10 protein-coding genes are annotated in these 15,851 nt (G+C 44.9%); 5 read left to right on the forward strand and 5 right to left on the reverse strand.

Annotated features, from left to right (window positions below; all coding sequences use genetic code 11):
- Positions 1-4 precede the first annotated feature (4 nt).
- From F995_RS13440 to F995_RS13460, 5 genes are all read left to right on the forward strand, one after another.
- Entirely contained in the window at positions 5-4,129 is a 4,125-nt protein-coding gene (locus F995_RS13440) for a UvrD-helicase domain-containing protein (protein WP_004647338.1), read from the forward strand.
- A gap of 71 nt (positions 4,130-4,200) precedes the next feature.
- Positions 4,201-5,982, forward strand: coding sequence for an exodeoxyribonuclease V subunit alpha (gene recD / locus F995_RS13445; RefSeq protein WP_004647339.1), 1,782 nt, complete (start codon positions 4,201-4,203; stop codon positions 5,980-5,982).
- A gap of 894 nt (positions 5,983-6,876) precedes the next feature.
- Entirely contained in the window at positions 6,877-7,146 is a 270-nt protein-coding gene (gene rpsO / locus F995_RS13450) for a 30S ribosomal protein S15 (protein WP_004278577.1), read from the forward strand.
- A 260-nt stretch (positions 7,147-7,406) separates the two neighbouring features.
- Entirely contained in the window at positions 7,407-9,494 is a 2,088-nt protein-coding gene (gene pnp / locus F995_RS13455) for a polyribonucleotide nucleotidyltransferase (RefSeq protein WP_016806862.1), read from the forward strand.
- Between the two features lie 250 nt (positions 9,495-9,744).
- Complete coding sequence (locus F995_RS13460; protein ID WP_004647341.1) at positions 9,745-10,980, forward strand: magnesium transporter CorA family protein; 1,236 nt, start codon at positions 9,745-9,747, stop codon at positions 10,978-10,980.
- A gap of 114 nt (positions 10,981-11,094) precedes the next feature.
- Here the strand turns inward: F995_RS13460 and F995_RS13465 are convergent, their stop codons facing one another.
- From F995_RS13465 to F995_RS13485, 5 genes are all read right to left on the reverse strand, one after another.
- Complete coding sequence (locus F995_RS13465; RefSeq protein WP_004278574.1) at positions 11,095-11,352, reverse strand: HP1242/YdcH family protein; 258 nt, start codon at positions 11,350-11,352, stop codon at positions 11,095-11,097.
- An 89-nt stretch (positions 11,353-11,441) separates the two neighbouring features.
- Positions 11,442-11,771, reverse strand: a complete 330-nt coding sequence (locus F995_RS13470; protein ID WP_004647342.1) for a chaperone modulator CbpM — start codon at positions 11,769-11,771, stop codon at positions 11,442-11,444.
- A 484-nt stretch (positions 11,772-12,255) separates the two neighbouring features.
- The gene (locus F995_RS13475) at positions 12,256-12,717 is read right to left on the reverse strand and encodes a DUF2147 domain-containing protein (protein WP_004647343.1); all 462 of its coding nucleotides are present in this window, start codon (positions 12,715-12,717) and stop codon (positions 12,256-12,258) included.
- A gap of 321 nt (positions 12,718-13,038) precedes the next feature.
- Positions 13,039-13,914 (reverse strand): Hsp33 family molecular chaperone HslO, encoded by an 876-nt coding sequence (locus tag F995_RS13480; RefSeq protein WP_004647344.1) that lies wholly within the window; start codon positions 13,912-13,914, stop codon positions 13,039-13,041.
- 50 nt (positions 13,915-13,964) lie between these two features.
- On the reverse strand, positions 13,965-15,818 hold the full coding sequence (locus tag F995_RS13485; RefSeq protein ID WP_004647345.1) for a cation:proton antiporter domain-containing protein: 1,854 nt from the start codon (positions 15,816-15,818) through the stop codon (positions 13,965-13,967).
- Positions 15,819-15,851: the final 33 nt, after the last annotated feature.

Here is a 15,851-nt window from a genome sequence, read left to right on the forward strand (position 1 = left end):
CCGTATGACTTTCTTAAAGCAGCAGACGCAAACAGCCATTTCTACCAATCCGATTCAGGACATGAAGTTTCGGGGCCTACACTGGATTGAAGCCTCGGCAGGCACCGGCAAGACCTATACGCTATCCAGTCTGATGGTGCGGATTTTTCTGGACCAGTATTATCCGCATCAGGTGATTGCGACGACATTTACCCGTAAGGCCACGGCTGAACTGAAAAACCGGGTACGGCTTCGGGTCGAGGAAACGCTGGCTTATATCCAGCGTCATCAGCAGCTCAATTCAGTTGAAATTACAGCAAAAATCCAGAATGAAACCGATCCTTTATTTCAGCAGGTACTGAAAGATTATGGTTCACGACTGGATTATGCCCGTCGCCGTTTACGTCTGGTGTTGAACCAGCTGGATGAACTGTTTGTCGGCACCCTGGACAGCTTTAGCCAGAAACTGTTACGTGAATTTGCCTTTGAAAGTGGCAAGATTGAACGTGCAGAACTGACCGAAGATCAAGATCTGTATATCCAGCAGCTGATTCATGATGTGCTGCGTGACTGGATCCAGCAGCAGCCGCAATATATGGTCAATCATCTGTATGTCCAGAATCTGCTGAAACCGGTGGAGCATTATACCGGGCTGGTGCGTGATGCCCTGAATTTCAGCAAGCAGCATTTTCGGAAGATCGAACCGGCTGAATGTGACCTGAACAAATTGGAAGCCTGCATCAGTCAATTAGTGAATATTCAGGAGCATGATCTTGCCGTCATGCGGCGTTATTGTCAGGAAAGTCCGAAGTATTTTCACAAGAGTTTTTTGACCAAGTTAACCGAAATTTGTGAAAACTTTATGACCTGGAGCGCAGCCCTGAAAACTCAAGGAACAATGAGTTTCTTTGATGCTGAATTGCAGCCGATTTTACTGAATCTGTGCCATTTGCGCCGCAAGAAAACCGATTTCCAGCCGACCACTCAGGTCTTTAACAAAAGCTGTCCGGATGCAGAGCAGCAGCTGATTTTGCAACATAGTCTGATCGTGGCAATTGATGCGCTGTGTGAGGTCAAACAGTATCTGGATGAGCAGCTGCAACAGCTTACGACCTATCTGGAATTTCATATTATTCAAAGTGTGCAGACCCGTTTGCCACAAACCTTGCAGCAGCAGGGTGAAACCACTTTTTCCCAGCAAATTCGTACATTGGCGGAAGCATTGCAAGGCCAGCAGGGACAGCGTTTTGCCCAGTTTGTACAGGCACGTTATCCGCTGATTCTGGTCGATGAATTTCAGGACACCAATCAGGATCAGGATGATTTGCTGGCCAAGATCTGGCGTGATGCCAACCGGGTGCAGTCCGGCTGCATGATTATGGTCGGTGATCCGAAACAGGCAATTTACGGTTTCCGTGGCGGCGATATGCTCACCTATAACAAGGCACATGCCGATGTGCTGCATAAACAGGGCCGCGAATATACCCTGATGCAGAACCATCGGTCAGTCAAACCACTCGTAGAAGTAGTTGATGCGCTGTTCCAGCGGCAAATGGATTTTGGCGAACAGGTGCAGTACACCTTGATTCAGGCCGGTAGTCGCCCGCATCCAGATCTGGTCGATATGGGCAGGATCAACCCGCAGCCTTTACGATGGATTCAGCTAGGTGAATCGGACCTGGAGGCAGACCAGGTGGCCTGGAAAATCCGTGCATTGCTGAATCAGTCTGCCCAGCAGCAACTGTACTTTCAGCAGCAAGAGCATCAGCAAAGCCTGAGCGCAGATGATATTGCCGTGTTGGGATTTGGGCATTTTGCTCTGGAACAGGTGAAGCAGCGTCTGCAGCGTATGGGCATTCCCTCCTATAAAGAATCCAAACAGAGCGTGTTTGCCAGTCCCATCGCTCAGGATGTCGCGGCCGTATTGACGGCGATTATGGATCCTTTCAATGAGGCCAAGGTCAAGCGGGCTTTACTAACCCGTCTGCTGGGCTTCAATCTGAAAAAACTGATTGATTTGCAAAGCCAGAGTGAAGGCCTCAGTCGCTATATTGCGGATCTGGATATAATTCGGGAAATGTGGTTTGAGAAAGGCTTTTTGACCGCCTGGAATTATGCACTGAACCTGTTTCAGGTCTGGACCAATCTGGTGGCCAGTCAAAGTCTGGACAATGAGCGGGTGGTGGTCAATCTGCGCCATCTGACCGAGATGCTGAGCCAGCAGAGTGAATATTATCAGGGGGCGCAAAAACTCTATCACTGGTATTTGCGCCAGCTTCAGTCACCTTCAGGCAAGGACAGCGAAAAAGAACGCAAGCTGTCTGGGGATCATGGGGTGCAGCTGATGACCATTCATGCCTCCAAAGGGCTGGAATTTAAAGTGGTGTTTTTATTGGGAGCAGATGCTGCTTTTGATGTGAATAAAGGCAATCTGAATTTTTCCCTGTCTGCGCCTGAACAGGACAACATCCTGGAACAATCCCGGGTGATTGCAGTCAATCACAAGAATTTGCATGAGCAGGCGATTCTGCAGAATGCAGCGCGTAATGCTGCCGAAAACCACCGGCTCTGGTATGTGGCGCTGACCCGTGCCAGTCACCGGGTATATGCCATGCTGCAGGACCAGAACGCACAGTCCGATTCCGGGCTGGCCTTCTGGCGTGGTCAGGGAGATCAACTGTTTCAACATGCTTTAAGTCTGGTCGAGCAGCCGCTGTCTCAGGAACCACCGCGTCTGGTCGAGCAGTCGAGCCATCATCAGGTCGACATGCGGGCGCAACCTTTGCCAGAGCGGCAGTTTTATCCGCGAACCAAAACCAGTTTTACGGCTTTGTCACAGCATCAGCTACATGGACATATCTTGCAGGATGACCTAGTCATGGCTTCAGAACAGCCCGATAGTGCCGCCGATGAAATTCATTTTACCGGTCTGGAAGAACAGCCAGCAGCCGTGCCCTTAGACTGGATTAGGCTGAATTTTCCTAAAGGTACAGTGGCCGGAACTTTCTTGCACAGCATTTTTGAACATATCGATTTTCAGGACAGCAGTTACTGGAATCTGGAAATCCGGCGCCGTTTTAAAAATACCGCACCGCAAATCTGGCAGGAACTGAAAGAAAAATTTGAACAGGCTTTTCATATACGTAGTGTACTGGAACAGGCCTTTTCCCTGCATTATCAGGCCGCTGTGGTGAATCTGCGAACCCTGTTTCAGGCCACAGCTCAGGCAGATTTCAAAGCCGAGGAATTGCGTCATAGTATGCAGCGCGTATTGTCCAGCCTGAACTATAAGTTATTGACCGGAATTCGCCTGCATGACCAAAGCAAAGCTTATCGCCAGCAATGGCAGCAGCTGTTTCACTCGGCACAACAGCTCGATCGTTCGGGTCTGCTAGAATTTTTAGGTCAGTTTCAGGTGTATTTCGATGGGCTGGAGGATGACTCCTTTATCCAGTTTTTTGAACAGGAAGTGGCCCAGCTCACACGCTCTGCAAGCACTGAATCGCTGAATGTGGACAGTATTTTCCAGACTGCTTTTGATGGCTTGTTGGACGAGATTACAGAAGATATTTTGCTGAACCTGATGCATGACTGGGTACATGACATTCTGGCCACTCCGATTCAGGTAGATTTTGCTTTGGCGCAGCTGGAGGCTAAACAGTATCTGTCAGAATTTCCTTTTTATCTGTCCTTGACCGATGCCCCTTTGCAGATTCGGCAAATCCATCAGCTGTTTCTCGAACATAACATGGTCATGAGCGATTTTAATGAAGCCAAATCGGCGCGGTATCTGACCGGTTCCATCGATCTGGTGTATTTCGATGGTCAGCGCTACCATATTGCCGATTATAAAAGTAACTTCCTCGGACCTGATCAGCAGCACTATAGTGCTGAGGCAATTCAGCAGAATATGAGCCAGTCCAGTTACTGGTTGCAGGCCGCTTTGTATCTGGTGGCGCTGCATCGGTACCTGAGTGCCAATATGCAGGGTTATTCGATTCAGCAGCAATTGGGCGGCGCGACCTATCTGTATTTGCGCGGGATGAATGGACAGGCGCAGCAAGGGGCTTATCATTGGCAACCGAGCCTGGAATTCATAGAAAAACTGGATCAAATATTGGGCTATTTTGAGCAGAAAAAATCAGCATGATTTTGCAGTTTTATAAAATATATAAAGATTAAACAGAAAATTATCCTGTGGATAAATTTGAGGATAACTGTGTGGAAAATGAGCAGAATCACGTGTCGCAGCAAGATTCCAGTTTAATAGCCTGGATTGACTATTTGTGTCAGCCGCCGTTTAGTACGGCTACATTTGATCCGGCAGCAAAATTCTTGATTCAGCAACTGCTTGAGGCGATACAGGCAGGGGATAGCTGTATCGAAGTTGATCCTCAGCAGGTTGCCCTATTACATAATCTGGTTCTAGATCGCCGTCAGCAAAGTACAGGAATTGCACCATTTATTTGTGCAGATCAGCATTTATATCTGTACCGCTATTGGCAACTGGAACAGGCAGTAGCCTCACATATTGCTCGGATTAAAGCCCAACCGGTTGCCGCTATTGATTTATCCGAACGTGATCGCAATTTATTGTCAGATCCACAGCAAAAATTGGCACTGGAAATGGTTGCGCGGCAGGCGCTGAATATTATTAGCGGCGGTCCGGGTACCGGTAAAACCTATACCTTGGCGCATATGATTGCGGTCCTGCATGAAGCCTTGCCAAATATCCGGATTGCCATGGCAGCACCTACCGGAAAGGCCGCACAGCGCATGAAAGAAGCACTGCAAAAAGCCTTGCATAGTGAAGCTCTACAACAGTTTGAGCTAGAAGCATTAAAACAGTTACAACCGGTGACCCTGCATCGCTTATTGGGTCTGGGCACTCGCGGACAGCCACGCTTTCATGCCAAACAGCCTTTGCCCTATGATGTGATCGTGGTCGATGAAGCCTCAATGCTGGATTTGAATCTGTCACAGATGTTGCTGGCCGCCGTACCGTCTCATGCACGGCTGATTTTACTCGGTGATGCAGACCAGCTGGCCTCTGTGGATGTCGGAACGGTACTGGCAGATTTACAGCAAGTAGCGACTCTGGACGATAATCGGGTCAATTTAATCACCACACGACGTTTTGCGACTGGGGCCAAGATTGGCGCAATGGCGGAGTTTATCCAGCAGAATCATGAGCCTTCTCACGTCTTGCAGAAATTTGAGCAACAGATTCTAGCAGCCAGTGAGTTACAGGCGATCGATTTGGATCAGGTTGAGATCGACCATTTGCAGCTGCAGTACCTGCTCGCTGGCGCCGAACAGACCGCGCATAACTTGAATCAGTATTATGACCAGCTGATGTATGGTTATCAGGCTTATATACAGGCCATAAAAACAGAACGAAACTCAGCTGATTTTGAGCAGTATGTGCAACAGGTAGTCAAAACTTTTGATGATTACCGGATTTTAACAGCAATCCGTTCTGGTGATTTGGGTCTGATCAAGATCAACCTGCAGATTGAGCAACGCTTTTTAGCAGCCCAAGGGCAGTTGAAACAGGGCGACTGGTATGTCGGACGCCCCGTCATGATGAGTTATAACGACTATCAGTTGGGGCTGTCCAATGGTGATATTGGCATCTGTTTTTTACGTGAGCAATCTGGTCAGCACCAGTTTGAAGTGTATTTTCCGAGTTTAGAAAAATGGGTGTTAGCCACCCGTTTACCTAAAAGTATTGAAACTGCTTTTGCACTGACCATTCACAAATCTCAAGGTTCAGAATTTTCCCATACCGCAGTGGTGCTGGATCAATATGCAAAAAATTTATTGAGCAAAGAGTTGATTTATACTGCAATTACTCGAGCCAAAAAAGTGGTCAGTTTATTGGTAGATTATGATGCTTTTACACAAGCACTTTGTGTCAGAACCACCCGGAAAAGTGGTTTGAGCCAAAAAATCATTGAAAAATCTAGTAATTTAATTGGCAAAAATAATCAAATCTTGTAGGTAAAAGCTTACAAGGATTCAGGAAATTGACGCATAGAGCTTTTGCTCGGTTTTTGAGAAGATTGGTTCTACAAAATAACTCAACACGGAAAGTTGAGCATAATCGTATAATGATAATAATAATGTCGGTAGACAGCGAACTTACAGTGAAGTAAGTGAAAGAGGAAACTTACAGCCGCTAAGCCTTGTAGTTTTGGGAGAGACTACAAGGCTTTTTTATATCCTGATTTTTTTATAGGAAGCTTGCTGGATTTTTATCCTAATTTCTTAGCAAAAATTTTCAGCCCTAGCCAGTAAACTTAAGTAAATAGCGTTAAATAAAACGAGAGCTATGTAACATTATGCAAATTTTCACCCTGTGATGTACGAAATGGCTTACAGCAAAATGAGGCAAATACCTCTATTTGTCTGGTGGGAATATGGCAAAATCTACCACACAAGGAAGATGATTTTTCAACAGGATGTTTGAAAATAATAATAAGCGTAAAACGCCATAATAATACAATAAATAATAATGATAAGAGAAAGAACTACAGCGCCAAAAAGCCCGAGTTTACTCGGGCTTTTTTTTATCCATTTTCTATGGGGAGTAGCTGAAGATTCAAGCGAGCTAAAGGGTTTGCGGGCTTTTCAAAGGAGTTTCTATATTTAATTTATTCTGGATTTATTTCATTAAAATAATGCAAAACCTAAATCTTTAAGGAACAAGAGTCATCGGATCTGAGCTGTATCAATGAGCAACCAAAACCATGCAAAAATCTGGATCTATTTTTGCAATTTGATGCGTTTTCCCTTAAAATATGCAACTTGCTGTAGTGATGCACGGCAGTCAAGGTTTTGAATTCTCATCACTTTGATTTTTATCAAAATATACAAGCATCTCGGAGAAATCGAATGGCTTTAACTAACGCAGATCGCGCAGAGATCATGGCTAAATTCGCTCGCGCTGAAAACGACACTGGTTCACCAGAAGTTCAAGTAGCTCTTTTAACTGCTCAAATCAATGATTTACAAGGTCATTTCAAAGAGCACAAACACGACCACCATAGCCGTCGCGGTCTTATCCGTATGGTTAACCAACGTCGTAAACTACTTGACTACCTTAACGGTAAAGACCACGGTCGTTATGTAGCATTGATCGGTGCTTTAGGTTTACGTCGTTAATTCGATTTAAACTTTATTTTCGGGTGTATTGCATGCTTTGTGCTTTATTGCTGAAAACTAAAGTCGGTTTAGCTTTGCGCTAAGCCAGTGGAAGGGGCGAATGTTTCGCTCCTTCTTTGTGTTTAAAAATAGTATTTAATCTGGTGAGGTCGGCTTCTAAGCTTTGTCATTTACTCGTCCATATGGTCATGAATGCCAAACCTTAGGGGTCTCCACTAGAATAATTGTTCACAAGAACTAGGAAAAAATAAAACATGTCAATGTTTAATATTATTCGTAAAGAATTCCAATTCGGTCAGCACAACGTTATCCTGGAAACAGGTCGTGTTGCCCGTCAGGCAAATACTGTTGTGATCACCATGGGCGGCGTACAAGTACTTGTTGCTGTTGTGGCACAGCCTAAAGCAAAAGCAGGTCAAGACTTCTTCCCATTGACTGTAAACTATCAAGAAAAGCAATATGCTGCTGGTCGTATCCCGGGTGGTTATGGCAAGCGTGAAGGCCGTCAGTCTGAAGCTGAAACTTTGATTTCACGTCTGATTGACCGTCCAATTCGTCCGTTGTTCCCAGAAGGTTACTTTAACGAAATTCAAGTTACAGCTACTGTTATTTCTTCTGACAAAACCATGGATGCTGACATTGCTGCAATGTTAGGTACTTCAGCTGCATTGTCTATCGCTGGTACACCTTTCCGTGGTCCGATTGGTGGCGCGCGCGTTGGTTTAATCAACGGTGAATACATCCTGAACCCAAACCTTGAACAACTTAAAGAGTCTGATCTTGATCTTGTTGTTGCGGGTACGGAATCTGCAGTATTGATGGTTGAATCTGAAGCGAAAGAGCTTTCAGAAGACCAAATGCTGGGCGCTGTATTGTTCGGTCATGACGAAATGCAAATTGCGATCCAGGCGATCAAAGAATTTGCTGCAGCTGCAGGCGCGGTTGAGTCAACTTGGGTTGCTCCAGTTAAAAACGAAGAACTTCTTGGTAAATTGAAAGAAGCTTTCGAAGCGAAAATCTCTGAAGCTTACACGATTGCAGTGAAACAAGACCGTTATGCGGCACTTGACGCGCTTTATGCAGAAGCAGTTGCACAGTTCGTTCCTGAAAATGACGAAACTGGCATTGCAGAAGAAGTAAATGAGCTGTTCGAAGACCTTAAATACCGTACCGTACGTGACAACATCCTGTCTGGTAAGCCACGTATTGATGGTCGTGATACCAAAACTGTTCGTGCAATCGACGTACAAGTAGGCGTTCTAGATCGTGCTCATGGTTCTGCATTGTTCACACGTGGTGAAACTCAAGCCTTGGTCACAACGACTTTGGGTAATACACGTGATGCGTTGATGGTTGATACTCTTGCAGGTACCAAAACTGACAACTTCATGTTGCACTACAACTTCCCTGCATACTCTGTAGGTGAAACGGGTCGTGAATCTGGTCCTAAGCGTCGTGAAATCGGTCACGGTCGTCTGGCACGTCGTGGTGTTCAAGCTGTACTTCCTGCGGCTGACCGCTTCCCATACGTGATCCGTATCGTATCTGACATCACTGAATCTAACGGTTCATCTTCAATGGCGTCTGTATGTGGTGCTTCATTATCATTGATGGATGCTGGTGTTCCACTTAAAGCACCAGTTGCAGGTATTGCGATGGGTCTAGTGAAAGAAGGCGAGCGTTTCGCAGTTCTTTCTGACATCTTGGGTGATGAAGATCACTTGGGCGACATGGACTTTAAAGTAGCTGGTTCTGCAAACGGTATTACTGCGCTACAAATGGACATCAAGATCGAAGGTATCACTGAAGAGATCATGGAATCTGCATTGAATCAGGCTTATGCGGGTCGTATGCACATCTTGAATGAGATGAACCAAGTGATTTCACGTGCGCGTCCTGAAATTTCGATGCACGCACCGACATTCCAGGTGATCAACATTAACCCGGATAAAATCCGTGATGTGATCGGTAAAGGCGGCGCGACCATTCGTGCAATTACTGAAGAAACTAAAGCAGCGATCGATATCGAAGATAACGGTACAGTTCGCGTATTTGGTGAAACTAAAGCGGCTGCGCAAGCTGCAGTTGCCAAGATCCAGGCACTTACTGCTGAAATCGAGCCAGGTACAATTTATACAGGTAAAGTGATTCGTATCGTTGAATTCGGTGCGTTCGTAAATATCCTGCCAGGTACTGATGGCTTGCTTCACATCTCTCAAATCTCAAACGAACGTATTGCGAACGTGGCAGATGTATTGAAAGAAGGTCAAGAAGTGAAAGTACAGGTTGCGGATGTTGATAACCGTGGCCGTATCAAATTGACGATGAAAGACATCGAACAAGTTTAATTCTTAAAATATTCACATGGGAAAACTCATGTGAATAACAACAAAAAAGCCCTGAGATTGGTCAAAGTGTTTACTTTGGCTGGCTCAGGGCTTTTTTTATGCCTTCAATAAGATTCTGCTACGCAAATAAAGACTGATTGGATTGCTTAAGTCTTCGGCTCGGCTCATAATTTTAAGACGGATAGATGGGGAAGGCCTAGCTCTATCCTGCAACAACAAAAAGCAGAATTGTGAATAGAGAATTGTCTTAATGCAGGTTTATTATTTTTACCAACATCCGACCGAACATCATATTTTTGTACAAAAAGAGCCTATTGCTCAAGCCGAACCTGAATTTATCTGGATCGACTATACCCGGGCAGATGTGGTTAATCGGGCTGAGACTTGGCAAAAAGAAATAGAACAGCAGACCCATTTATACCTAAACGAATTGCATGTAAACGATATTCTTAATTTAGAACATCCTTGTGTATTTGATAGCATGGATGACTATGAGTTGCTTATTTTTCGCAAGCTGATTACCCCGGATGATGACATCGAGAGCGGTGAGCAGGCGCTGGAACAGCATGAAAAAGTATTTGGTCTGGCGACTACTCCGATTAGTTTTATCATGACTCCTCAAGTGCTGATTACAGTACGTGAGCAAGGCAATAAAGCAATAAAAAATTATATTTCCCGTATTGAAACCCATGTGATCCGTTCCACTCAGGAACAAAATAAGTCACGAAAACTCCCGATGACCCCGCTGGATTTATCGTTACGTTTGCTGAATAGCATGGTGGATGGTTATTTGGATTTACGTGTGCCTTTAACCCGACGGGTTGAATTCTGGCAACAGGAGTTATTACAGGGGCATCGCCGCTTTACTAAATGGAACCAGTTATTGCAAGAAAGCATATCTTTTCAACAAGTGGAAAATCTCTGTGAAGAGCAAATTGATACCTTGCAAGAACTGCGAGATGAAATTATCGATAATTATCCACACTTGAAAGGCAAGAAGAAGTCGGAACGGCAGGATATTATGCTGGTCCGAATGAATGACCTGGTCAGCCATGTAGAGCGCATCCAAAAACACACTGTTCGTTTGCGTGCCTCGATTCAGGCGGCTATCGACCTGCATTTTTCAGCCATTGCTAATCAGACCAATGAAAATATGCGCATCTTGGCGATAATTACCGCTATTTTTGCACCGCTGACCTTATTGACCGGGATTTACGGGATGAACTTTGAATTTATTCCGGGGGCGAAATCTCCTGTCGGGTTCTGGAGTATGTTAATGATCATGTTCATTAGCACGGTATTGCTGGTGTATTATTTCTATCGCAGACATCTGGTCGGCCGAGGGGAGCGCAGTGTGATTGATCTACTGGCACAACAGCATAAGAATCAACACGTGAATCTGTTCTGGTTCCTGGACTATGAGCCGATTAAGCAATCAGTGAAAGAGACCATGAAAGAAGTTGAAAAGCTGACCAAATTAAAATAGAGCTACCTTTATCAATCGATATTTATAAAAGTTGTCCTATTTTTCAAGCACACGTAGATCAGTGGACTTCAATTTTAGATTAGCTCTGTAGAAATCAACACTCTGTTCTGCTGATCACTCAACTTGAGCTGTTCGAGTCAGTATTTTATAGATTTCATCTTTTAATTTCAGTTTTTTACGCTTGATCGCCTCAATATCATTGTTGATATGATTGACTGGATCAAGTTCAAGCTGGCTGATTTCTTTGTCCAGCTCATTATGTTCCTCGAATAACTTGGCAAAATAGGGATTTTCCTCGCGAAGTTGCACAATCAAGTCGCGGTATTCGGGAAACATGTATTTGATTTTCTTATTGCAATCTTTGGTTTTCATAGGGATTCTTATACTCTAATCATAAAATTAAATATAAATATGTTCTGATCTGCACTTGAAAATGCAGATCGACAGAACATGAAAAGGATTTACTTGAAGTGCAAATGTTTGACCTCGCGACGTAACTCCTGCACTTCATCAATGAGGTCCAGCATCATGGCAACGGCGCTAAATGAGGCATCAAAATCGCGTTGCAGGCGATAGGCGCGTTGTGCACGCGAGATATCTTCACCGAGGAAAGTGCTGGTCGGGGTTGTAGAACGATTTGGTAAAATTCCATGTTCAATTAACTGCATGACCCATTCCGGGCTTTGTCCACACGCTTCTGCAAAGTGGATCAAGTCAAATGAACGATCGTCTATAATTTCTGAGGGGGTATAACCTTGGGAAAAACTTTCTTGGTACTGAATCGTAGTCATGGGTCTACTCCTTAAACAGCCAAGTGTGCAAAATCCGGAGAAAGGGAAGGTGCTAAAATAGAACGCTTTCCAATCCTTGGACATGCAGACTCAGAGTGATGACTCAAATGATCATGAGTCAAGAGTCGGGATGCGCTGGTAGTTGATGAATCAGTCGGTCTGACCGGATCTTTATCAGCAGCATGCGAGGCAAAGAAGGTTAAAGCTGAAATGGTTTTTATAATTTTATGTGTTATCGACAAAGCGTATTCAATCACTTTCCTGTGTTGAATAGAGGGTGCCATATGAAGTCTGTAAAGCAGACCAAAGGGCAAAATTGAACGAGGCTGAAGATTGATCATCATAAATGGATAAAAAATAACCGTCTTCAATCCATTATTATGACTTTGCCTGCCCCAAAACAGTTTTTATTTGTACCTTATTGTTTCAAATCATGACAAAGAAAAAAGCCCCTGATACAGGGGCTTTGAAAATATTTCTGAAATTAATATTTTACCCAGGTTACACTGCGGCCAATTACCGATACCCCGACATAACCACGCAAGGTAAGACGTTTGCCATTGGCACTTAAGCGTGCTTTACCTTTGTAAACTTTGCCACTGATCGGATCAAGCACTTTGCCATCATGGTATTCCCGCGGCTTTTTCGGATCTGCCTTAAAATCCCAGATAAACGGCAGGCCTAGAAAAGGCTTGTTCTTGAGCTGACCTGGACATTTATGACAGATCCCCATTTTTTCTGCGCCAGGCAGGCTGCGTGTTTCGACAATCACCCCTTCATAACTGCCATCTGCTTTCTTGCGAATTTCCACATCCGCACGAGAATAACCCGATTGATCATCGATGGTTTTCCATTTACCCAATAACGGATCTTCATAGGCAAAGGCCAAGCTAGAAACTGCTGCTAAACTCATCCCCATTACTAGAGTATTCAATAATTTTCTCATAACATACCTGTTAAATTGATGATGTATTCATTTTAGAATTATTGCTCTAATTTATTTTAAAAGCATAATTAAATCAATAGGATGAACTGTGAAGTCTTTCTCATAATTTTTTGAAAATGATGAATATTTAGGTTTTGTTAATGTGAATAATCTTATAATTCAACAGGGATTCTTAGATTGGATTCACAGGAGAGTTTGATTCAGGGAGTAGACGGGTTTTCTAATGTAGGGGAATACGCTCTGTTGAACTCAGTCCCATAGGTTTTAAAATATAAAAAAAGCATTCCTAGGAATGCTTTTAAACTTAAGGATTCTAAGTACTTAGCTCAGGTGTTTACCAAATAGACCCAAGGCTTCTTCAGCCGTAAAGGTATATTGGCTATTACAGAACTGGCAGTCCATCTCGATCGGATTCTGGAATTCCAGCGTTTCACGGATCGACTCTACGCCGATTTGCTGTAAAGCGACTGCACAACGCTCTTTAGAGCAGGTACAACCGAACTTCAACACTTCCGTATCTGGCAGACGCACTTCTTCTTCATTATATAAACGATACAGAATATCAGTGGCTTGCAAACCGACTAACTCTTCAGTTTTTAGGGTCTCTGTGAGCATGGTCAGACGTGGCCATAGGTCTTCATCTACCCGGCGTTGTTCTTCTTCACTATTACGTGGTAACAGCTGAATCAGTAAACCACCTGCACGCTGATGGTCGCTCGCCAGCACAATGCGCGTTGGAATCTGTGCAGACAGGTCATAATACTGCATCAGACAGCCCGCCAAATTTTCTTTATCAAGGGGTACAATCCCCTGATAACGCTCGCCAAATTCTGGTTCGATATTGATGAACAGAACCGGAGAGGTGAGTGACTTCAACACGGTACTGCTGTCTTCACCGACCAGAAAGTGCGGATCTTCTTCATAGTCAGCCAAAGCGCGAACTTCACCCAAATGGTTACATTCAGCCATAGCCCATTTAAATGTGCCTGATGCCTGAATTTGCAGGCTGATACGTCCTTTAATCTTCAATGTGCTGGCCAGCAGTGCAGTGGCACTGAGCATTTCACCTAGCAGGATTTTAACTGCAGGGGCATAGTCACGTTGCGCTAAAATGGTTTGTAAAGCTTCTTCAAGATGCACCACTTCACCACGAACAGGGCTATCTTCAATAAAAAAGCGTTGGCGTAAATCAGACATAAAATTCTCCATAACCCTGCTTTAATGGTGTCATTATTGTAAAACACAAGTTATGACAGTTCATCTCTTAACGTATCAATTCCTGCGCCGTTTGTATCCTGTTGCTGCTGTGTAGCTTGTTTTTGCGCTTTATGGCGTTGATCCTGGGCAAACAGATGCTCCAGTTCGGCTAAACTGCTCCGCTGATTTTCATAATTTGGATGTTCATCCGGATCCAGATGATATTGGCTGTTGAGCAGTTTTTCATCCTGTTCGCGGAAGTTTTGAATCTGTTGCTGGCTATTTTCGAGGTCAGGATTGAGCTGGTTTAGTAAGGCCTGACTGAGTTCCAAAGCTGAAAGATAAGTTTCACGCCAGATGTGTTTCACGCCCAAATCCTGCAATAAATGCACATGATGCCGGTCACGGGCACGTATCCATAAACAGGTTTCAGGATAATTCAGCCGCAGATGCCGCACGATCAGCATCGAGTCTTCAATATCATCAATCGCCACAATCACCTGTTGCGCTGTAGCAATGCCGGTCTGTATCAAGGCTTCCGGTTCTGTTGCATCTGCCTGATAGAAAGGGATGTCGTACTGCGCCAGAAGTTCAGTGGCTGGCAAATTGCTGTCCATGACACTAAAAGCGTGTTGCTGCTGCAGTAAAATCCGGGCAATAATCTGTCCGAAGCGGCCAAAGCCAATCAGCAGGATTGGTGTATGGGCTTGAGGATTGGAATCGGTTTCAAAGGTTGCCGCCAGATGATTGTGGCGATCCAGACGCGGTAAGATCTGGCTATGCAATAACCAATAAAATGCGGGGGTCAGCAGCAAGGAAAAACTCACCATCCAAAGCAAGGGGGACAGTAGATTGGCCGTAATAATCTGGTCGGATACTGCAATCACCAGTGCCAGTAAGGCAAATTCGCCGCCTTGCGCCAGACTGGCTGCCAGCAGGGTACTATTGCGCCAGCTATTTTGATGATAACGTGCCAATGCCAGACTGATTGCAAACTTGACCAAGATCAAAGCGAAAGTGCCGCCCAGAATCATTCCGGGGAAATCCAGCAGATCAGCTAAGTGCAGTGACATGCCCAGACTGATAAAGGCCAAGCCGATCAACACGCCCTGAAAAGGTCGAATCGTACTTTCTACCGCAGGCCGGAAATCTGAATCTGCCAGTAAAATGCCGGCAAACAAGGCGCCGAGAAATAGATTCAGTCCAAGGGTATTCATTAACACCAGCAACCCCAAGGTCACCGCAATCGCGACAATCGCATGCAGTTCATGACTGCCACTTTTGGCAATCCAGCGATACAGCGGTTGCATCAGGTAGCGATTACACAGGAACAGACCGCTCAACGTCGCGATGAGGGCAGCAAAGTAGGCCACGCCATGTTCGGTCGAGCGAATCCCGGCAAATAAGGGAATGGCTGCAATCACCAGAATGGCCAACAGAGCATGAATCAGCAGAATCGAATAGGCTTGCTGACCATAGCTGGTGGCGAACTGTTCCTGATGATTGAGATGTTGAATCACCAAAGTCAGGGCGGACAAACTGCCGGCGAGTCCAATTACAATGCTGGCGAGTAGGCTTTGCTGAAGGAAAACCCAGGCCATGAGCGTGAAAATCAGGGTGCTGATTAGTACCTGTAAAGCAGCCATCATCCACAGGGAGGGATTAATCTGCACAATGCGTTGTGGTCTGAGTTGCAGGCCGATCCAGAACATCAGTGCCATCAGGCTGACTTGCATGAAACTACTCATGACTTCGGGTGTCTGAATCAGGTGCAAAAGGCTTGGACTTAAGATGATCCCTGTTAACAGATAGCCCAGCACACTTGGCAATCTGAGCCTTTTACTCAGTGGCACTATCAACAGTGCAATGACCAGAACCAGTGTTATTTGTAACAGTATCGACATTTTCCTGCCCTAAATTTATTCTTGATCCAGACT

Origin of the sequence: Acinetobacter sp. CIP A162 (assembly GCF_000367905.1) — a bacterium.
Lineage (GTDB): Bacteria > Pseudomonadota > Gammaproteobacteria > Pseudomonadales > Moraxellaceae > Acinetobacter > Acinetobacter lwoffii.